Origin of the sequence: Olleya aquimaris, assembly GCF_003259525.1 — a bacterium.
Classification (GTDB): Bacteria; Bacteroidota; Bacteroidia; order Flavobacteriales; family Flavobacteriaceae; genus Olleya; species Olleya aquimaris.
The window spans coordinates 166,100-186,016 of sequence record NZ_QLLO01000004.1 but is presented as its reverse complement, the minus strand read 5'-3'; the positions used below and the strand labels follow the sequence as shown (position 1 = coordinate 186,016).

Genomic DNA, 19,917 nt, shown 5'->3' with positions numbered 1-19,917 from the left:
AAAATATTAGTTAGTTTATTTTAAAGTTTATCGCCTAAAGTACGATTTATAAAGTTTGTCATTTTTGTATATAAATGTAATCGTGTATTACCACCATAAATACCATGGTTTTTGTCTGGATAAATCATCCATTCAAACTGTTTATTAGCCTGTACTAAAGCTTCTACCATACGCATGGTATTTTGTACGTGTACGTTATCATCTCCTGTTCCATGGATTAATAAAAAGTCTCCTTTTAATTTATCCACGTGATTTATTGGTGAATTTTCATCATATCCACTTGGGTTTTCTTGTGGTGTGGTCATGTAACGTTCTGTGTAAATAGAATCGTAAAACCTCCAGCTAGTTACTGGTGCAACTGCAATTGCCATTTTAAACACATCATTACCCTTAAATAAAGCATTACTTGACATAAAACCACCATAGGACCATCCCCAAATTCCAATTCGGCTAGAATCAATATATGGTCTTGCACCTAATAATTTTGCAGCGTCGATTTGGTCTTCGACTTCATATTTACCTAACTCGTTTTGGGTTACTTTTTTAAAGTCAGCACCTTTTAATCCAGTACCACGACCATCAACACATGCTACAATATACTCTTGTTGTGCTAGCATTTGGTACCAATAATCGTTAGCACTGTTCCATCTGTTTGCCACTTGTTGAGAACCTGGACCCGAATATTGATACATAAACAATGGATATTGTTTAGTGGCATCAAAATTAGCTGGTTTTATGATCCACATATTTAAGTCATTTCCATTAACCTTGATGGTCGAAAACTCCTTTTTAGATAATTGATAGTTTGATAAGGTTTCCTTTAAATCGCTATTATCTTTTATTTCTTTTAAAACTTGTCCAGTTTTAGCATCATTTAAAGTGTATAGATAAGGCGTTGTTGCATTAGAAAATGTATTGATATACAAAGAAAAGTCTGCACTAAAATCCGCGTTATTAGTCCCTTCTTTTTGAGATAATCTGCGTTTATCTGTTCCGTTTAATTTAATAGAATACACATCTCTGTTAATACTTCCATTTTCTACCGACTGATAAAAAATTCGATCTGTTTTATCGTCATAACCATAATAATCTGTTACTTCCCAATTTCCTTTTGTAACCTGGTTAATAAGTTTTCCTTTTTTATCGTAGTGATACACATGATTATAGCCATCTTTTTCACTAGTCCAAATAAAGGTTTTATCTTTTAAAAACGTTAAGTTATCTGTAATATCAATATAAGCTTTGTCTTTTTCTTCTATAGTTAAGTAGGACTTGTTTTCCTCAGCATCTATCATCCATAAATCTAATTCGTTTTGGTGACGATTCATGTAAATAGCACTAAGCATGTTACCTGCTTTTGACCATTTTATTCTTGGAATATAAAAGTCTGAATACGTTTTTTCAACCTTAACCTCTTGCAGCTTGTCTTTGTTTAAATCGTATATATGCAATGACACCTCTGCATTTTTTTCTCCTGCTTTAGGGTACTTAAAAACAGTTTGAGTTTGGTACAACTCTTTTCCGTATACATCCATAGAAAACTCAGGTACGTCAGTTTCATCAAACCTAATAAAGGCAATTTTATTACTATCGGCATTCCAATCAAAAGCACGTACAAAAGCAAATTCTTCTTCGTAAACCCAGTCTGTAATTCCGTTTATAATTTTATTTTTTTCGCCATCAAAGGTAAATTGCTTGGTATTACCTGTAATTAAATCCTTAACATATAAGTTATTATTTAATCCATAGGCTATTTTATTTCCGTCTGGAGAAAAAGTCGGTTCTTGAATTTTTTCTTCAGCAACCAAGGTAGTTTGCTTTGTTTTGGTATTGTATACGTAGTATTTTCCTAACGATGAGCGTCTAAAAATAGATTCTTCTTCAGTAGCTAATAGTATTTGGCTCTCGTCATCACTAAAGGTATAATCTGTAAAGTATTTAATATCGTTTAATGAAGAAGAACTCACTAAGGTATTTACCTTTTCCAAAGTCTTATAATCATAAATATCGATTGTAGTTGCACCATTGGCACGATCAAAATTTAACACGGAATATTGTTGTCCGTTTTTCATCGAGTGTAAAGCGTCTAAACCTTCAGTTCTAAAGGTGCCACTCCATATGTCTTCTAGTGTAATTTGCTTATTTTGAGCGGTTAAAACCGTTGTTGCTATAAAGCAGAAAAGGGATAGAATTCTTAAAATCTTCATTTAATTATAATAATTTAATAATAGGATGTCAAGTTTACTAAAAAATACCCAAAAAACCCTAAATATTAACAGATAAATCAGCAATAATCTAATGGCAAGTAAAAATTAAATGGGTAAATAGTATCTTTGCAATTCAAAATAAATTGTATGAGTGCATTAGTTTCCGGATTTTCTAAATTATCTAAAACCGAAAAGATTGATTGGCTGATAAAAAACCATTTATCAACACATAAAGACGCAGAGCACATCCTTAAACAATATTGGAATAGCGATGAAAAGCTACAACAATTACATGACGAGTTTATAGAAAACACTGTAACCAATTACTATTTACCGTTTGGTGTGGCGCCTAATTTTGTGATTAATGACAAAATTTACACCATACCAATGACCATTGAGGAAAGCTCTGTGGTTGCTGCAGCTAGTAAAGCTGCTAAATTCTGGCAATCACGTGGTGGATTTAAAACTAAAGTGTTATCTACCACCAAAATTGGTCAGGTACATTTTACTTACAAGGGTCAATTACAAGCGCTACAAGATTTTTTCAACTCTGTTAAACCACAATTAATAAGTGATGCAAAACCCATTACCACTAACATGGAAAAACGTGGTGGTGGTATTTTAGACATCAAATTAATAGATAAAACTACCGCATTAGACCATTACTACCAATTGCACGCTACGTTTGAAACCCTAGATGCAATGGGAGCAAATTTTATTAATTCTTGTTTAGAACAGTTTGCTAAAACGTTTATAGCTGAAGCTGAAAAACACTTAGCACAACCAATAGATATAGTGATGAGCATTTTATCTAATTACGTGCCTGAGTGTCTAGTTAGAGCAGAAGTGAGTTGTCCTGTAGAAGATTTAGCCGAAAAAGATATTAACCCAGAACAATTTGCTGAAAAATTTGTGCAAGCTGTTAATATTGCAGAAGTCGAGCCTTACAGAGCTGTGACACACAATAAAGGTATTATGAATGGTATTGATGCTGTAGTACTTGCTACTGGTAACGATTTTAGAGCAGTAGAAGCTGGCATCCATGCGTACGCCTCAAAAGATGGGCAATACAGCAGTTTGACACATGCTAAGATAGAAAACGGAATTTTTACTTTTTGGATGGAAATACCATTAGCTTTAGGTACTGTTGGCGGATTGACTAGTTTACATCCTCTTGTAAAATTAGCATTAGATATATTAGGAAAACCTACCGCAAAAGACTTAATGCAGATTGTAGCTGTTGCTGGTTTGGCTCAGAATTTTGCAGCTTTACGCAGTTTGACGACAACAGGAATACAAGAAGGACACATGAAAATGCATTTGATGAATATTCTAAATCAGTTTGAAGCTACTAACGTTGAAAAAAAACAGATAGTCAACCATTTTAAAACTCATGTGGTAACCCATAGTGCTGTTGTTGAAGCTATTGAAAAATTGAGACAATAATTCGTGGTAGCTGAGCGAAGTCGAAGCTACAAATAATGATAATGCCTAAAGGATTTGTATATATTTTAGAATGTTCTGATGGTTCTTTTTACACTGGAAGTACTATTGATTTAGAAAAAAGAATTTCACAACATAACAGTGGACAAGGTGCTAACCATACACGTAAACGACTTCCAGTAACTTTAGTTTTTGTGGAAGAGTTTAATAGAATTGATGATGCATTTTATAGAGAAAAACAAATTCAGGGATGGAACAGGAATAAAAAAATAGCATTAATAAAGAATCATTTAGAATTGCTTCCTAAATTAGCAGAGTGCCAAAACGAAAGTCACTATAAAAAGTGGCTTCGACTACGCTCAGCCACCAAGAAACAAGAACAATCTATTTTAAATATGCAAACCTTTTACAGTCCAGGAAAATTATTATTAACTGCAGAATATGTAGTACTAGATGGTGCAAAAGCATTAGCTGTACCTACTGTTTTTGGGCAACATTTAAAGGTGGAACCCATTGACCAAACTAAAATTATTTGGACCAGTTTTAATAAAGACAATACGGTTTGGTTTGAGGAGGAGTTTACTATTAAGCAGATTACTTCGTCCTTTACTTCTAATAACGATGTCTTTAATAGACTTATTCAGATTTTAAATGCTGCACAGCAATTAAATCCAAATTTCCTGAGTGGCAACACTGGTTTTAGAGTCAGTACGTCATTAGAATTTCCTAAAAATTGGGGATTGGGCACCTCGTCTACATTAATTAATAATATAGCCCAATGGGCAGAGGTAGATGCCTATTCATTATTGGATTTAACTTTTGGTGGAAGTGGTTATGATATTGCTTGTGCGCAACATCATTCAGCTTTAATATACCAGCTAGAAAACAAGCAACCTCAAGTTGACACTATATCTTTTAATCCTTCATTTTCAGAGCATCTCTATTTTGTTCATTTAAATAAAAAGCAAAATAGTCGCGAGGGGATTGCACATTATAAAGCTAATAAAAATCATTTAGCTGAAACTATCCAAGATATTAATGCTTTGACTGATGCATTTGCGACCTGTGACACTTTAAACCAATTTCAAGAATTGATAGATCAACACGAATCTATAATTGGCAAAATCACTAATCAAAGACCTGTAAAAGAGGAGCTTTTTAAAGAGTTTAAGGGTAGTGTTAAAAGTTTAGGTGCTTGGGGAGGTGATTTTATTTTAGTTGCCTCTAAAACCAATCCTACAGATTATTTTAAATCCAAAGGATTTGACACGATACTAAAGTATGACTCAATGGTTTTAAACAAATAAATTATTTTCAAAAAGAAAAAGCCTCTTGATTATCTCAAGAGGCTTTTTTTATATTTAAAATCGAGTTTTACTGTACTGTTTTTGCTCTGTAATCTTCAATCTCTGCTGCAACTTTAAGCGCATTATACAATCTTGCTTGTACTGCACTTAATTTTTGAGAGCTTACTTGATTAGCAAATGGTAAGTAGTTATCTAACTCTACTGCTGGTGTCTTTTTAGTCACTTGTACCATAAATACGCCAGAGTTACCTTTAATTAATTTAGAAGTTGCTCCTTCTTTTAACCCAAAAGCTGTTCCTACCACTAAAGGCTCTTGTCCAGCTCCAGCGATGGTTGGATTTTTCATGTTTATTGCAGAAGATGATTTAACCGTTTGGTTTTCTGCTGCAGCAAAATCTTCAAGAGTTGTTGCACTAACACGATCCATAATTAATTTTGCTTTCTTTTCTTTTCTTACAGCTGGTAATGCAGTTACAGATGCATCTTCCACACTCATTAACCCTTTTTCTTGTTTTGCTGTTAATTGTGCAATTACAATACCACCTGGTACATTATCAAAACGTTTGTAGTCTCCTATTTCTGTTTCGTCTTCAAAAGCCCAACGTACAATTTGACGCTGATTTCCTAAACCAGGAATATTTTCATCCAACTCTTTAGCAGTCATTGGACGTACTTCGTAATTTTCTTTTTTAGCCACTTCTGCAAAGCTACCGTTAGCAATTGCTAGTTCAAAGTTAGACGCGTTTTCAAAAACTTTATCTTCTGTTGCAGTAGATGGTTCAATTTTTCTAGCAACGGTTGCTACTTTTACTGCAGTATCTACATTTTTCTTATCGTCAACTCTAATAATATGGTAACCAAATTTAGTTAACACCACATCGATGCTTCCTTTATCATTAAAAAATAAAAAGTTTGCAAAATCTGGATCAAAACTAGCAGGATTGTAAGTTGTTAATCTTGTCCAACCTATACTTCCGTCTTTTCCTTTTGTTCCGTCAGAATTGATTTCGTTAGCGACTTCAGCAAATTTTGTTTTATTATTTTTTACTAAAGGAAAGATACTGTCTATCATTGCTTTAGCTTCTTCTTTGGTTCTAGTTACATCTGCAGCTGCTCTAGTTGTTCCAACAAAAGGAATAACAATATGGCTAGACTCGATGGAATCCGCTAACTTCTTATAATCTAAAACCTTAGTTATTTTATAGTAACCAGCATCTTTATATGGTCCATAAACTTGACCTGCATCTAATTTAAAAATGCTATCTCCAATTGCTTGTGGAAAGCTAGATTTATACTGGTACTTATCTACAAATTTTAAGTCGTCAGAATTACCATTTACAAATGTTTCTGGGTCTTTAGTGTTTAAAAATCCAACTCTTGTTTCAGTTTCTTTTGAAGTCTCGTTATAAACTTCCTGATCCTTTAGCAACGCTTTTAAATCGTTTTGGATATTTGTTTCGTCTTCTAAAGACGCTTCTTCTTTAAAAAATACATATTGAAATGTTCTACTTGCATCTGCTTGATACGCATTAGCATTTTTAGTAATGTAGTCTTTAATTTCTGAAGTCGATACTTTAATCGTGCTATCTGCAATTGATGTGTATGGTACTTGTACGTATTTGATATCTACTTTTTCGCTTTCTAATTTATGCTCTAACTGTCCTTCTGCTAAAGTTGCAGTAGTACCAGCTTTAACCATGTTAAAATAATTTGCTTGTAAAGCATTAGCTGCTAAAGATTGCTCTCTAGCTACCCAATTTTGGTAAGCTTCTTGAGATGAGCTTTTTAAATTATCTAGAAACAATTTTAATTTAGACTCGTCAAAAAGACCTGCTTCATTTAAAAACGTAGGATCATTTGCATAGGTAGTTTTAATTAGGTCTCTCATCTGGTCTGCTTCTACAGTCATCCCTAATTTTTCAATCTGACCATCCATTATAATTTCTCTAACCTTAGCCTCAAACACACTATTCATGACTTGACTAATAGAAGAACCTGGTCTTTGTTGTTGTTGAAACTCGACCATGTTTGAAAACTCTTCTCTAGAAATGTCTTCTCCATTTATTGTGGCTACAACGTCTGGAGACTTAGAAAATAATGCATCTTTATTATCAAATAAACTTGATAAAATAAAAGCAAATAATGCTAATGCAATAACTAAGATTAATACGAATGTTTTTTGTCTAATTTTATTTAAAATTGCCATTTTATGTTATGAATTTTGTGAAATATAGTGGGCGAAAATACCATTTTCTATTCAATAATAAAAGCACTTTTTATAATAAATAGATGAAAAGAATATTATAGTAGAAAAAAGGGTCTAGATTTACAGTTATAGCCTAGTCTTCCTCTTTTATCTTAAGCTCTACCAAGTCTATTTTAGTATTGGAAACTTCAATAATTTTAAAGTCAAAATTTTCTGTAGAAACCACTTCGTTTTGTTGCGGAATTTCTTCTGTATGGTCTACTATTAATCCACCTAAAGTTTCGTAGTTTTCACCTTCAGGTAAATTTAGTTTATAGGTTTCGTTTAAATAATCCACTTCTGCTCTAGCAGAAAACACATACGTGGTTTCATTAATTTGTTCTTCAATTAAATCTATTGTGTCGTGTTCATCTTCAATTTCTCCAAAAAGTTCTTCAACAATATCTTCTACAGTCATAATTCCAGAAGTCCCTCCGTATTCATCAACAACTACTGCAATACTTTTTCTTTTTTTAATTAACACATTTAAAATGTCTTTAATTAGCATTGTTTCCGGAACCAGCTCTATTGGCATAATCATAGAACCAATATTTTTTGGTTTTTTAAACAACTCAAACGAGTGTACATAACCCAAAATATCATCTATAGTTTCTTTGTACACTAAAATTTTAGAGCAACCTGTTTCTGTAAATAAAGCACTTAAATTTTGAATTGAATCTTGCAACTCTATTGCAATAATTTCTGTACGAGGTACCATTACCTCTCTTGCTTTGACTTCAGAAAATTCTAACGCATTTTGAAAAATTTGTATTTCGGAATCTATATCTTCATGCTCCTCTACACTTTCCATTTGCTCGCTAATGTAATGCCCAAGTTCTACTTTAGTAAAAGCCAGTTGTACTTGGTCTCCTTCGGTTTTAAAAAACTTTTTTAATACCACGTCACTTATCCAAATGACAAAATCCGACACCCAACTAAATAGCACATAAAACATGTAGGCTGGAAAAGCTAACACTTTTAGTAAGGTATTTGAATAAATTTGGAAAAAAACTTTAGGCAAAAACTCTGCAGTAAATAATATAAGTAATGTCGATAAAATAGTCTGAGAAAGTAAACTGAAATCTGTAAGCAAATAAGTGACTAAAGCATTATTGCTTGGAAGCATACTCTGAAACCAATCCATTAACAAATCACCCATAAAAAACCCGTAAATAACTAATGCTATATTGTTTCCAATTAGCATGGTTGCTATAAACTTGGATGGTTTTGCTGTGATTTTTGATAGAATATTTGCTAAAAATCCGTCTTGTTTTTTTTCAATTTCTATATGAATTTTGTTAGAAGACACGTAAGCTATCTCCATACCTGAAAAGAAAGCAGATAAAATTAAACAAGCAACTATAATAACAATTGAAGACACCATTTATTGACGGTCTTGGTTATCAAATTTTTTATTGAATCTTTTTCTGAAAAAGAACATAAAAATTGCGGTCAAACCTAAAAGTAATGACATAATCCCTCGTTCTTCCCAACTAAAAATGGCATCGTATAAAAATAGGGCTGCAAAAACTAAATAAGCGTATTGAAAAAATTTAAAGATTTTCATTTAGATATAATGTTGTTAAGTAAAGATACTAAAAAAGTAGTCTTGGAGATATTTTAAAATTATTCTTGCACAGCAAATTGACCAGTAACACCTAAAACCTCAGCTTTTTTAAAATCTTTATCAGAGTCAAAACCTAAACCACTAGTGACATATCCTTTAGACCTGTAGGTAGCAGGTTGATTAGTAAACAACCATTCTTTTTTCTGGTCGTAATACAATTGCTCTGCATACAATGTATCTTTTGTAGGTGTCGCTGCTATAACATTACCTCTAAGGTCTATTAAATCTGTGTTATTGTAAACAATAGCATAGTCTGATATAACTGTAGTTTGTGCATTGTTTGCATCATATAGATGTAAAATTACACCTTCAGGAAACTCTGAATATGAAAAATTTCTGTTACTAAAATCATACATTTTTGGACTAATTAAGTTTGCAGATAACCGTCCAGAGTCTGTGTATTTAACATTAATACTATCTGAGATACCTACTGGATCGTTAGCAGACATACTCATTTTATTAACGTCTTTTAAATGGTCATTACACGAAAAAAACAAAGTCATAGCAATTGCTATGACTGAGTTTTTTATAATATGTAATTTATGTTTTGGCATTATAAGTTTGGTACAGTTACACTTCTACCAATCCAACATCCAATTCTAATGCTTTGTCCAGCATTTCCTTTAGTGAAAATTTCAGATTTAGTAGGTGCTTTTGCTCTGTAACTTGATGCAAGACTACTGTTTCCAGATTTATCTGCTTCTATTGCAGCTAACCAGAACACTGCACGTTTGTTAAAGTTATCATCTCCACAACTGTTTGCACTTGCAGCATACATTCTTGCAATATGCTCGTAAGGCTTTTTGTTAGATGGATTTAAACTTAACGCTTCTTGGAAATATTGTCTTGCTTTACCATAGCTTCCACTATTTTTAAAGTCTAATGCAGCTCTGTAATATAATTTAGCCTTTTTAAACGGATCTGTTTCTAAATCCATAGTTTGGTCTAAATACTTTTGCTCTCCAGTAATTACATATAGATAATATGCTGTACTAGCATCAGGCTGTAAAGTATTTTTTTGCTTAACAATTGTTACAAACATTGGATCGTCTTTACACCCTTTAGAGTATAACTTGTTCATAGCACGTTGTAACCATACTGCATTGTTTTTATTTGCTTCGTAATCCTTTTTGTATAATGGGATTAAGTTTTCACAATTAGCTCTATCTCCTAAATCTGCATCTACACCATCCTGAACTTTTTCAAAAGCTTCAATCATTTGACCATAGTACTTTTTGTACTTACCTTCTTTTTTAGTTAAAGCTGTTCCAGCATCTTCTTTTGTAATTAACTCGTTTAACTTTTTAGAGTTGTATGCAGTTTCTGCTTCAATTTTTTCTGAAACATCATCATACTTATCAAATAAGTTTTGTGCTGTTTTGTTGCCAGAATCATAAAGGCTAACCATTAGCTTAAAGTATACATAAAGACTTTTAGCATTTTTAAAGTTTTCTTTATCTGTATTATAGGCAGCATCAAAACAATTGTATAAATCTTGATCAGATAACCCTAATGCAGCTTTGTTGTCATATTTTAATTGACACTGTTCTGTAAGGTATTCTCCTGCTGGAGACTCGCTAGCAAAATTTGCCATTCTTTCATCAAACATTTTAATTAAATCGTTGATGTAAGCCACTTTTTCTGCTCCTGAAGATTTATCTATGTAGTGATTTAATATTTTTTCACCATATACATAAATTGCCTTGTTGTATTTAGGACAGTCTTTTCTTAAGTCCATAAATGGCTGGTAAGCAGCTTCATAATTTTTTGCTTTGGCAGACTCTGTCATTAAAGACAATTTAGTCATACACTCTTCATTGCTTTGTGCAAACCCAACATTTAGTCCAAACATTAAGGCAATTAATAAAGTAATTTTAGTTTTCATAATCTTAAATTTTATGCTGTTAGTCATATTTTCTTTTTTGAAACCATCTATCATTTAACGATAGACTAATTTGGAAACTTATAAAATTCTCTTTTACCAAATTGGCATTTGTTGTTCCTCTTTGTCCTAACTCTAATCCTAAGTTGGCATTAGAGAATACATTTCCAACTGGTAAACCTACTCCAAAAGACATGCCAAACTCTTTTATGGATTGATTATTTATATTTAATCCTGTGTTTTCAAATCGTAATCCAGCCCTGTAAGTAGCTCTTTTCCAGTATTTAGAGAACGAATTGTATTCAGGGATATAAAATCCACCAACAGATAATTTTGAAGCATCTTCAAATGTAGCGCCAACATTACCATAAAAAGGGTTAAAAAACTCGCTTGTATTTTGTGATGTATACTCCACACCTGCAAACCATTTTCTTGGCTCACCTAATCCTGCTCCAACACTATATTTAGTAGGTAATGTTAATTTGGTTTCTGCTAGGTTAGATGCTTCCAAATCTACTTCTATATTGCTTTCATTTGTACCATTATCGGTAAAAATAGTTCTTTGATTTTTAGAGGTTAACTCAGCTTCAGGAGTGTAAGTAACAGATCCTTGGAATTCCAATTTAGAATTTATCATTTTTTGGTAATGCAGTCCTAGATTAAAATTAAGTCCACTAATATCTGATCTGCTATTCTCTACAGAATAATAATCTAAAGGCTCTCCGGAATCGTTAAACAAAATATTAATAGTGTTATTTCTTATATTTCCGAAATCGTAATCCATTTCTACACCAATGCTTAATGAATTACTAATTTGATATCCTAGACTAAAAAAGGCTTTGTTGACTCCTCCATCACCAAAGTATCTAAAATCTACTCTACCCTCACTGTCTAAAGTTTCAAGCTCGTACCCTACAGAAGTGTATGGTAATAAACCAAATCCAAATCCAAATTTACCAACGGGAATAGATAATGCTAAATAGTTAAATGTTGTGCTTTGTGCTTTATCTTCACTACTTTCAGTTTTTAAACTTGTACTTGTAAAACTTCCTCCAACTGTAAATTTTACAGGTCTAGACTCGTTATTAAAAGTGGTCAAATTGTTACCTGTAAAAGTTGCTGGGTTTAAAAAATTGATGTGGATACTATCTTTGTATACACCCAAACCTCCCATACTACGGTTTTCTACAGACCCTTTAAATTTTAAACTTCCTATCCCGTAAAAAGAATAAGGTGAAGCGGTACCATCCTGACCGTAACTTTGAATTGCAAATAATGCAATAAAAACTAATACAAGTTTTTTTATCATTAGACTATGTTATATTGTAATATAAAATTCAAACCCTCTAGTAGGAAATTTGAGTTGGCAAATATGCTACTTTTTAATTGTTTAGACAAAAAATTAGCATCTCCTCCTGTTAAAATTATTGTTAAATCTGGATATTCAGTCTTATATTGATTGATTACTCCGTCTATTTCGTTTAAAATTCCATTAACAACTCCACTGTTTATTGAGGTCATTGTAGAGTTACCTATAAAATGCTCTGGAATCTTGGTTTCCAGCAATGGTAACTTTGCTGTTTGATTATGTAACGCTTGGTATCGCATTCTTATTCCTGGCGATATAGCGCCTCCTAAATATTCGTTTTTAGAATTAATAAAATCATAAGTTACACAGGTGCCAGCATCTATTATTAAAACATTTTTATCCGAAAATTGTTGTACAGAAGCACAAACTAAAGCTATTCTATCTAATCCAAGGGTAGTTGGTGTAGCATATAAGTTTGTAAACGGAACTGGTGTTTCATGAGATAACTCTAAAAAATTAAATTTCTTTTTTAAATACTGTATAGATTTATCGTCCACATGACCAACAGAAGATACTATGGCATTATTAATTTTAGTATATGATTTTTTTAGTGTTTTTAGGCTTTTTAAAATGCTAGATGTATTGACAACTTCCCTTTCAACAATACTGTTTTCCTTAAAAACAGCAAGTTTAGTTCTGGTATTTCCAACATCAATTATTAAATTCATACAGATTCTAAAAACGCTAAATTTACAAAACCAATATAATATAAGTCTTAATAATTTTATAATATTGAAATTGAGCCAAGTAAACGATTTAAAACCATTATACTAGAAATACTCAATAAATTTTGTAATTTTTGTTTTGCTAGTTCTAAAAATGAATATATATTTGCATCCGCAATTATGCGACTGGTGCCTTAGCTCAGTTGGTAGAGCAAAGGACTGAAAATCCTTGTGTCCCTGGTTCGATTCCTGGAGGCACCACCACTAAAAACCCGATTCAACTGAATCGGGTTTTTTGGTTATAAACACTAACTTATTCAATTTTAATTCACTACAAAAAGTAGTAAATTAGCTAATACAACATTTATCAATGACAGACAAAGAACAATTCATGAAAGAAGCTGTAAACGCAGCATTAAAAGGAATGAACAACAATGAAGGCGGACCGTTTGGTTGCATTATTGTTAAAGACGGAAAAATTGTAGGACGCGGAAACAACAAAGTTACTTCAACAAACGACCCAACAGCTCATGCAGAAGTTACTGCCATTAGAGATGCTTGCAAGAATCTAGATTCTTTTCAATTAGAGGGTTGCGAAATTTATACCTCTTGCGAACCTTGCCCAATGTGTTTAGGTGCCATTTATTGGGCTAGACCAGACAAAGTTTATTACGGAAGCAACCAGGTTGATGCTGCCAATATTGGTTTTGATGACGAGTTTATTTACAAAGAAATCCCATTACCTTATGATAAAAGAAGCATCCCTTTTGAGCAATTAGCAAGAGAGATTGCATTAGAGCCTTTTCAAGAGTGGACTAAAAAAGAGGATAAAACAGAATATTAATAAGTTTTGTTAGTAGTTTCATAACTTTTCGACAAACAAATTCTAGATTTATATCTTTATCAAAAAAAATTATGTCAAAAACTTATTACGATCCTGCAGACTTAAGAAAATTTGGAAAAATCACGGAATGGAGTGAAGAGCTTGGCAACAAGTTTTTTGATTATTACGGAAAAGTATTTGAAGAAGGCGCACTTACAGCTCGCGAAAAATCTTTAATAGCATTAGCTGTAGCGCATACAGAGCAGTGTCCTTATTGTATTGATGCATATTCTAAAGATGGATTACAAAGAGGTATCACCAAAGAAGAAATGATGGAAGCCATCCATGTTGGCGCTGCTATTAAAAGCGGAGCTACATTAGTTCATGGTGTACAAATGATGAATAAAGTTAACAAGTTAGATGGTTAAAATAAAACCATACACTTATTAATTACGTAAAAACTACAAACTAGACTATCCAATACATGGCAACAAAATCCCTTAAAAAACAAGGTAGCGATTTAGCTAATACTAACAGGCAATTAGAAATTTTATCCAATGGTATTTTTCAAAATGGCGAGTTACCGACTTTTAAAAGTAAGATTTCAGAAAGTAATCAATTTCCGCTTAAAGCGAAAACATTAGAAATTTTACAGGTTAATGTTGGTTACATGTGTAATCAAGTGTGCGAGCATTGCCATGTAGATGCAGGTCCAGACCGTAAGGAGATTATGACGCAAGAGACCATGCAACAAATTTTGGATGTCATTAAAACCACTGGAGCACATACCTTAGACTTAACAGGTGGCGCACCAGAAATGAATCCTAATTTTAGATGGTTTGTAGAAGAAGCCTCAAAAATTGGTATTAAAGATTTTATTGTGCGTTCTAACTTAACCATTATTAGAGCTAATAAAAAGTATTACGACTTACCAGAATTTTTCAAAAAGCACAACATACATGTGGTTAGTTCTATGCCACATTGGACTAGAGGAAAAACAGACAAACAACGTGGCGAAGGTGTTTTTGACATGTCTATAAAAGCCCTACAAGAGCTTAATGTTGTTGGTTATGGTATGCCAGATAGCCCATTAAAATTAGATTTAGTCTATAATCCAAGTGGTGCTTTTTTACCAGGTGATCAAGCTGCAATGGAAAAAGACTTTAAAAAAGCATTAATGGAAGATTTTGGTATCAATTTTCATAATTTATTTGCCATTACTAATTTACCAATAGCACGGTTTTTAGATTATTTAATTGCTTCAGAAAATTACGAGGATTATATGTATGCTCTAGTAGAAGCTTATAATCCAGCTGCTGTTAAAAACGTCATGTGTACTAACACATTATCTGTAAGTTGGGATGGGTATTTGTTTGATTGCGACTTTAACCAAATGCTAGAATTACCGGTTAATAGTAAGGCTAAACACATATCAGAATATAACGAAGAGCTCTTAGAAGGTCGTAACATTGTCATCTCTCAGCATTGTTATGGTTGTACTGCAGGAGCAGGAAGCAGCTGTCAAGGTAGTGTCGCTTAACTTATGAAACATTATATATTTTTTATTTTTATTTTATTTTCCAGTATTGCGTGGTCGCAAGACACTCTGTCTGAGCTTTTAAAAAAGCACAATACTAATAGTGTTCCATATATCAGCGTTCAAGAATTAGCAATGCCAAAAACAGACGCTATTATATTGGATGCAAGAGAGTTATATGAATTTGAAGTTAGCCACCTTAAAGATGCCATTTTTGTTGGTTACACTACTTTTAATTTAGATGAAGTTATTAAAAACTTACCTAATAAAAATGAAACTATTGTTGTGTATTGCTCATTAGGTATACGTTCTGAAACCATAGCAGAACAACTTAAAAAAGTTGGATATACTAATGTTTATAATGTATATGGTGGCATTTTTGAATGGAAAAATAATGGTTTCAGTGTGGTAGACACTAAAGATAATGAAACGGAAAACATCCATGTTTTTAATAAACATTGGAGCAAATGGTTAACAAAAGGGATTAAAGTTTTTGACATAGAATCAAATCAAGATAATGACTAACAAAAACCTCATCATCACCTTTACCAGAAACCCTGAATTAGGAAAAGTTAAGACAAGATTAGCCAAAACCATTGGCAACACTTCTGCTTTAGCGATATATAAAAAGTTATTAGAACACACCCAGAGTGTTTTACGTAATTTAGATTGCGACAAAGCAGTTTATTATTCGGTTAAAATTAGAGACAACGATATTTGGGACAATAGCATTTATCAAAAGCATCAACAAATAGGTGAGGATTTAGGTATCAGAATGCAAAAGGCTTTTGAAAATGGTTTTAATAATGGTTATCAAAATATTATAATAGTTGGTAGTGATTTATACGATTTAAAACCAAATCACATCACAGATGCATTTAATGCCTTAACTAATAATGATGTTGTTATTGGTCCTGCAGAAGATGGTGGTTATTATCTTTTAGGCATGAAAAAAATGCATACAGATGTATTTAAAAACAAAAATTGGGGAACAGCATCTGTTTTTGAAGACACCATAAGAAATTTACAAAATGAAAGCGTATTTTTGTTAGAACCCCTAAATGACGTAGATACGTTTGAAGACATCAAAAATAACGAGACACTTAAAGCATTAATTACAACATGATCAAGCAGATTAATAAAACTGTAGACTACCTTAAAGACAAAGGGTTTGAAAACCCAGAAGTGGGAATAATTTTAGGTACAGGATTGGGCAAACTAACAGATGAGCTAGATATTATTCAAGAGGTAAGTTATAATCATATTCCTAACTTTCCTACAGCTACTGTCGAGTTTCATAAAGGAAAATTAATTTACGGAAATCTAGCAGGCAAAAAGGTAATTGTTATGCAAGGTCGTTTTCATATTTATGAAGGCTACACATTGCAAGATGTAACATATCCTGTGCGAATTATGGAAAAATTGGGTATTAAAACCCTACTGGTATCAAATGCTGCTGGAGCCATTAATTTAGACTTTAAAAAAGGTGAACTAATGTTAATAGATGACCATATTAATCTCCAAGGTAGCTCTCCTTTAGCATTTAAAGGTGTTGAAGCACTTGGCGAGCGTTTTACAGATATGAGTGCGCCTTATAATTTGGATGTAAACTCTAAATTAAAAGCAATTGCTAAAGCCAATAATATCAAACTACACGAAGGTGTTTATGCTAGTGTTGTAGGTCCGCAATTAGAAACTAGAGCAGAATACAAAATGCTTAAAATTATTGGTGCAGATGCTGTGGGTATGAGTACGGTTCCGGAAGTTATTGTTGCTAATCACTTAGGATTAAAAGTTGGCGCAGTGTCAGTTTTGACTGACGAATGCGACCCAAGTAATTTAAAGCCTGTTGACATTGCTGAAATTATCGCTATGGCTAACAAAGCAGAACCAGAAATGATTACACTATTTAAAGAATTAATAAAGATATTATAAAATAGTTGGCAGTCGCAGTCACAGTTTTCAGTCTCACTGTAACTGTAAACTGAGACTGAAAACTGAATACTAAAATTTATGAGCTATTTAGACGCTACAAACGATTTATACAAAGAAGCAGCATTAACACCAGATGTTGGACTATGTTGTACGACCAACCCTATTTGGGAATTACCAGGTTTGAAAATTCCTAGAATCATGCAAGAAATGAATTACGGTTGCGGAAGCACAGTTAATGCAAGAGACCTAACCAACAACCCAAAAATGCTTTATGTTGGTGTTGGTGGTGGCATGGAGCTTTTACAATTCTCTTATTTTAATCGTCAAAAAGGAGGTGTTATTGGTGTAGATGTGGTTGATGAAATGTTGGAGGCTTCTCGGAAAAATTTTATTGAAGCCGAAGCGCAAAACGATTGGTTTAAAAGCGACTTTGTAGATCTTAAAAAAGGAGATGCTTTAAACTTACCGGTTGACGATAACTCTATTGATGTTGCAGCACAAAACTGTTTATTCAATATTTTTAAAGCGGAAGACTTAAAAAAAGCAATAGACGAAATGTATCGTGTCTTAAAACCACACGGAAGATTAGTGATGAGCGATCCAACGTGCGAACAACCTATGAATGACACCTTACGTAATGACGACCGTTTGCGTGCCCTGTGCTTAAGCGGAAGCTTACCAATTGCTGAATATGTTAAAGCCTTAACTGATGCTGGTTTTGGAACTATTGAAATTAGAGCACGTAAACCATACAGAATTTTAGACCCTAAAAACTACCCAACAGACGAGTTAATTTATATCGAATCTATAGAAGTTGCAGCAATTAAAGACCCAATGCCAGAAGATGGACCTTGCATTTTTACAGGTAAAGCTGCTATTTATTTTGGAAGCGAAGATTATTTTGATGATAAAAAAGGACATATTTTACTAAAAAATCAACCTATTGCTATTTGCGACAAAACCGCTGGTGCATTGGCAGACTTAGGAAGAGATGATATTTTTATTAGCGAATCTACCTATCACTATGATGGTGGTGGCTGCTGTTAATTAATATAACTTGATTTTAAAACCTCTTTTTTTAATGAAACAATTACTAATAATAGTATTAGCTTTAATTACTTCATCTTGCTGTAATGCTAAAAAGATGGCTTTAAATTCTTCAGAAAAAATCTATCAAAACAATTTTGTAACAGTTGATAAAATCTCTGAAACTACTAAAGATTCTATTACACAAACTATTGAAGTTAAGGATAAAAAAAACAATGTAATTGCAGAAGTAGATACATATAAAGAGGCTAATCAAGTTATAGCAAACAATTCAAAAAAAACAGACACTATAGCATATTTGACACTTCCTCCTAAACCACCTAAACAAGATAGCTTAGCAACGTTTAGTCATGGTAGATGGAATACACTTTTAGAAAAACATGTCTCTGACCAAGGAAATGTAAACTATCTACAATTTAAAAGTGATAAAACTATACTAGCAGTTTATATTGATGCTTTAAGTGAAAATGTTCCGACTGACAGTTGGTCTAAACAAGAAAAACTTGCCTATTGGATTAACACATACAACGCTTTAACAGTAGATTTAATACTACGAAACTATCCTATTAAGAGCATTAAAGATATCAAAGACCCATGGAAACAACGTCTTTGGAAATTGGGTAATAAATGGTACAATTTAGATGAAATTGAGCACCAGATATTACGTAAAATGGACGAACCACGTATACACTTTGCTATTGTTTGCGCCTCGTATTCTTGTCCTAAGTTGCAAAACAAAGCCTTTACTGCTGAACATTTAGAAACGCAATTAACCAATGCTACAAAAGAGTTTTTAAGTGACACAAAACGTAACGAAATTTCTGAAAACAGTTTAAAATTATCTAAAATATTTAGATGGTTTGATAACGATTTTAAACAGAATGGTAGCTTAATTGATTTTATCAATACATACACTACAACTAACATTTCTGAAGACGCAAAAATTAGCTATAAAGATTACAATTGGGATTTAAATGATTAGTATTATTATTCCAGTTTTAAATGAAGAAAAGCACATTACAGAGGTGTTGTATCATTTAATTGATAATGCATCTTTAAATACTATTCAAGAAATTATAGTTGTAGATGGTGGCAGTACAGATAATACTGTAAACCTCATTAAACAATTGGACCTCAACATTACTGTATTGCATTCAGAAAAAGGTCGTGCAAAACAGATGAATCTTGGTGCTAAAATGGCTAAAGGAGACATACTCTATTTTTTACATGCAGATTCTTTTCCACCAACACATTACGACCAACTTATACTAAATGAAATTACAAAAGGAAATAACGCCGGTTGTTTTAGACTTCAATTTGATAGTAACCATTGGTGGTTGCGTTTAGCTAGTTGGCTAACACAATTTTCATGGCGTGCTTGTAGAGGAGGCGACCAAAGCCAATTTATAACTAAAGCACTATTTAATGAAATTGGTGGTTTTGACGAAATCTATACTATTTACGAAGACAATATTTTAATTAATGAATTATACAAACGGAAGGAGTTTGTTGTCATTAATAAAAAATTAAAAACCTCTGCAAGATTATATGAAAAAATTGGTGTGTGGAAGTTACAATATCTTTTTTGGACTATCTACATCAAGCAGTGGTTTGGTGCTTCACCAGAAGATTTATATAACTACTACAAAAAACACATTACATAAAAAAAGGTGGTAAATAAATACCACCTTTGTTTTTCAGATATTTAAAACAAAGTATAAATATCTTGTTTAGTTAGTTATATTTTGAAAATAATTAAAAATCATAAAAGTTGCTATCAATCACTCCTATACTTATAATTCGAAAAAAATCCCTTTTTTACTTATTTTC

General features: G+C 32.5%; 19 protein-coding genes and 1 tRNA gene. 12 read left to right on the top strand and 8 right to left on the bottom strand.

Annotated features, from left to right (window positions below):
• Positions 1–20: 20 nt before the first annotated feature.
• Positions 21–2,207, bottom strand: a complete 2,187-nt coding sequence (locus LY08_RS07275; RefSeq protein ID WP_111659786.1) for a S9 family peptidase — start codon at positions 2,205–2,207, stop codon at positions 21–23.
• 147 nt (positions 2,208–2,354) lie between these two features.
• Here LY08_RS07275 and LY08_RS07270 point away from each other — a divergent pair, with 147 nt between their 5' ends.
• On the top strand, positions 2,355–3,653 hold the full coding sequence (locus LY08_RS07270; RefSeq protein ID WP_111659785.1) for a hydroxymethylglutaryl-CoA reductase, degradative: 1,299 nt from the start codon (positions 2,355–2,357) through the stop codon (positions 3,651–3,653).
• Positions 3,654–3,694: 41 nt separating this feature from the next.
• Positions 3,695–4,957: a GYDIA family GHMP kinase gene (locus LY08_RS07265; protein ID WP_158526728.1), complete on the top strand. Its 1,263-nt coding sequence runs from the start codon at positions 3,695–3,697 to the stop codon at positions 4,955–4,957.
• A gap of 67 nt (positions 4,958–5,024) precedes the next feature.
• Here LY08_RS07265 and LY08_RS07260 read toward each other — a convergent pair whose 3' ends face one another.
• From LY08_RS07260 to LY08_RS07230, 7 genes are all read right to left on the bottom strand, one after another.
• Complete coding sequence (locus LY08_RS07260; protein ID WP_111659783.1) at positions 5,025–7,163, bottom strand: SurA N-terminal domain-containing protein; 2,139 nt, start codon at positions 7,161–7,163, stop codon at positions 5,025–5,027.
• A gap of 133 nt (positions 7,164–7,296) precedes the next feature.
• Positions 7,297–8,586, bottom strand: coding sequence for a hemolysin family protein (locus tag LY08_RS07255; protein WP_111659782.1), 1,290 nt, complete (start codon positions 8,584–8,586; stop codon positions 7,297–7,299).
• Positions 8,587–8,769 (bottom strand): hypothetical protein, encoded by a 183-nt coding sequence (locus LY08_RS07250; protein WP_111659781.1) that lies wholly within the window; start codon positions 8,767–8,769, stop codon positions 8,587–8,589. It abuts the gene before it with no gap.
• Positions 8,770–8,828: 59 nt separating this feature from the next.
• Positions 8,829–9,383, bottom strand: coding sequence for an LPS export ABC transporter periplasmic protein LptC (gene lptC, locus LY08_RS07245; protein WP_111659780.1), 555 nt, complete (start codon positions 9,381–9,383; stop codon positions 8,829–8,831).
• On the bottom strand, positions 9,383–10,714 hold the full coding sequence (locus LY08_RS07240; RefSeq protein WP_111659907.1) for a hypothetical protein: 1,332 nt from the start codon (positions 10,712–10,714) through the stop codon (positions 9,383–9,385). The genes lptC and LY08_RS07240 overlap by 1 nt, the downstream gene beginning before the upstream one ends.
• 19 nt (positions 10,715–10,733) lie before the next feature.
• Positions 10,734–12,020 carry a hypothetical protein gene (locus LY08_RS07235; protein ID WP_111659779.1) on the bottom strand — a complete coding sequence of 429 codons (1,287 nt, stop codon included), beginning with the start codon at positions 12,018–12,020 and terminating at the stop codon, positions 10,734–10,736.
• Positions 12,020–12,748, bottom strand: coding sequence for a type III pantothenate kinase (locus tag LY08_RS07230; protein ID WP_111659778.1), 729 nt, complete (start codon positions 12,746–12,748; stop codon positions 12,020–12,022). The genes LY08_RS07235 and LY08_RS07230 overlap by 1 nt, the downstream gene beginning before the upstream one ends.
• A 185-nt stretch (positions 12,749–12,933) precedes the next feature.
• Between LY08_RS07230 and LY08_RS07225 the strand changes: the two genes are divergently transcribed.
• The 10 genes from LY08_RS07225 (at position 12,934) to LY08_RS07180 (ending at position 19,751) form a co-directional block, all read left to right on the top strand.
• Positions 12,934–13,009, top strand: a tRNA-Phe gene (locus tag LY08_RS07225).
• A 106-nt stretch (positions 13,010–13,115) separates the two neighbouring features.
• Positions 13,116–13,589 carry a nucleoside deaminase gene (locus LY08_RS07220; protein ID WP_111659777.1) on the top strand — a complete coding sequence of 158 codons (474 nt, stop codon included), beginning with the start codon at positions 13,116–13,118 and terminating at the stop codon, positions 13,587–13,589.
• Positions 13,590–13,660: 71 nt separating this feature from the next.
• Positions 13,661–13,996 carry an arsenosugar biosynthesis-associated peroxidase-like protein gene (locus tag LY08_RS07215; RefSeq protein ID WP_111659776.1) on the top strand — a complete coding sequence of 112 codons (336 nt, stop codon included), beginning with the start codon at positions 13,661–13,663 and terminating at the stop codon, positions 13,994–13,996.
• 56 nt (positions 13,997–14,052) lie between these two features.
• On the top strand, positions 14,053–15,108 hold the full coding sequence (arsS, locus tag LY08_RS07210; RefSeq protein WP_111659775.1) for an arsenosugar biosynthesis radical SAM (seleno)protein ArsS: 1,056 nt from the start codon (positions 14,053–14,055) through the stop codon (positions 15,106–15,108).
• Between the two features lie 3 nt (positions 15,109–15,111).
• The gene (locus LY08_RS07205; RefSeq protein ID WP_111659774.1) at positions 15,112–15,630 is read left to right on the top strand and encodes a rhodanese-like domain-containing protein; all 519 of its coding nucleotides are present in this window, start codon (positions 15,112–15,114) and stop codon (positions 15,628–15,630) included.
• On the top strand, positions 15,623–16,231 hold the full coding sequence (locus tag LY08_RS07200; RefSeq protein WP_111659773.1) for a TIGR04282 family arsenosugar biosynthesis glycosyltransferase: 609 nt from the start codon (positions 15,623–15,625) through the stop codon (positions 16,229–16,231). Before LY08_RS07205 ends, LY08_RS07200 begins: the two co-directional genes overlap by 8 nt.
• Positions 16,228–17,040, top strand: coding sequence for a purine-nucleoside phosphorylase (locus LY08_RS07195; protein ID WP_111659772.1), 813 nt, complete (start codon positions 16,228–16,230; stop codon positions 17,038–17,040). The genes LY08_RS07200 and LY08_RS07195 overlap by 4 nt, the downstream gene beginning before the upstream one ends.
• A 78-nt stretch (positions 17,041–17,118) precedes the next feature.
• Entirely contained in the window at positions 17,119–18,087 is a 969-nt protein-coding gene (gene arsM / locus LY08_RS07190; protein WP_111659771.1) for an arsenosugar biosynthesis arsenite methyltransferase ArsM, read from the top strand.
• A 34-nt stretch (positions 18,088–18,121) separates the two neighbouring features.
• Positions 18,122–19,069: a DUF547 domain-containing protein gene (locus LY08_RS07185; protein ID WP_245907567.1), complete on the top strand. Its 948-nt coding sequence runs from the start codon at positions 18,122–18,124 to the stop codon at positions 19,067–19,069.
• Complete coding sequence (locus LY08_RS07180; RefSeq protein ID WP_111659769.1) at positions 19,062–19,751, top strand: TIGR04283 family arsenosugar biosynthesis glycosyltransferase; 690 nt, start codon at positions 19,062–19,064, stop codon at positions 19,749–19,751. The genes LY08_RS07185 and LY08_RS07180 overlap by 8 nt, the downstream gene beginning before the upstream one ends.
• Positions 19,752–19,917 lie beyond the last annotated feature (166 nt).

What these genes read in the sequence shown, in the direction of transcription:
- LY08_RS07275 (WP_111659786.1), bottom strand. Translation starts at nt 2,207, where the DNA reads ATGAAGATTTTAAGAATTCTATCCCTTTTCTGCTTTATAGCAACAACG.
- LY08_RS07270 (WP_111659785.1), top strand. Translation starts at nt 2,355, where the DNA reads ATGAGTGCATTAGTTTCCGGATTTTCTAAATTATCTAAAACCGAAAAG.
- LY08_RS07265 (WP_158526728.1), top strand. Translation starts at nt 3,695, where the DNA reads ATGCCTAAAGGATTTGTATATATTTTAGAATGTTCTGATGGTTCTTTT.
- LY08_RS07260 (WP_111659783.1), bottom strand. Translation starts at nt 7,163, where the DNA reads ATGGCAATTTTAAATAAAATTAGACAAAAAACATTCGTATTAATCTTA.
- LY08_RS07255 (WP_111659782.1), bottom strand. Translation starts at nt 8,586, where the DNA reads ATGGTGTCTTCAATTGTTATTATAGTTGCTTGTTTAATTTTATCTGCT.
- LY08_RS07250 (WP_111659781.1), bottom strand. Translation starts at nt 8,769, where the DNA reads ATGAAAATCTTTAAATTTTTTCAATACGCTTATTTAGTTTTTGCAGCC.
- lptC (WP_111659780.1), bottom strand. Translation starts at nt 9,383, where the DNA reads ATGCCAAAACATAAATTACATATTATAAAAAACTCAGTCATAGCAATT.
- LY08_RS07240 (WP_111659907.1), bottom strand. Translation starts at nt 10,714, where the DNA reads ATGAAAACTAAAATTACTTTATTAATTGCCTTAATGTTTGGACTAAAT.
- LY08_RS07235 (WP_111659779.1), bottom strand. Translation starts at nt 12,020, where the DNA reads ATGATAAAAAAACTTGTATTAGTTTTTATTGCATTATTTGCAATTCAA.
- LY08_RS07230 (WP_111659778.1), bottom strand. Translation starts at nt 12,748, where the DNA reads ATGAATTTAATAATTGATGTTGGAAATACCAGAACTAAACTTGCTGTT.
- LY08_RS07220 (WP_111659777.1), top strand. Translation starts at nt 13,116, where the DNA reads ATGACAGACAAAGAACAATTCATGAAAGAAGCTGTAAACGCAGCATTA.
- LY08_RS07215 (WP_111659776.1), top strand. Translation starts at nt 13,661, where the DNA reads ATGTCAAAAACTTATTACGATCCTGCAGACTTAAGAAAATTTGGAAAA.
- arsS (WP_111659775.1), top strand. Translation starts at nt 14,053, where the DNA reads ATGGCAACAAAATCCCTTAAAAAACAAGGTAGCGATTTAGCTAATACT.
- LY08_RS07205 (WP_111659774.1), top strand. Translation starts at nt 15,112, where the DNA reads ATGAAACATTATATATTTTTTATTTTTATTTTATTTTCCAGTATTGCG.
- LY08_RS07200 (WP_111659773.1), top strand. Translation starts at nt 15,623, where the DNA reads ATGACTAACAAAAACCTCATCATCACCTTTACCAGAAACCCTGAATTA.
- LY08_RS07195 (WP_111659772.1), top strand. Translation starts at nt 16,228, where the DNA reads ATGATCAAGCAGATTAATAAAACTGTAGACTACCTTAAAGACAAAGGG.
- arsM (WP_111659771.1), top strand. Translation starts at nt 17,119, where the DNA reads ATGAGCTATTTAGACGCTACAAACGATTTATACAAAGAAGCAGCATTA.
- LY08_RS07185 (WP_245907567.1), top strand. Translation starts at nt 18,122, where the DNA reads ATGAAACAATTACTAATAATAGTATTAGCTTTAATTACTTCATCTTGC.
- LY08_RS07180 (WP_111659769.1), top strand. Translation starts at nt 19,062, where the DNA reads ATGATTAGTATTATTATTCCAGTTTTAAATGAAGAAAAGCACATTACA.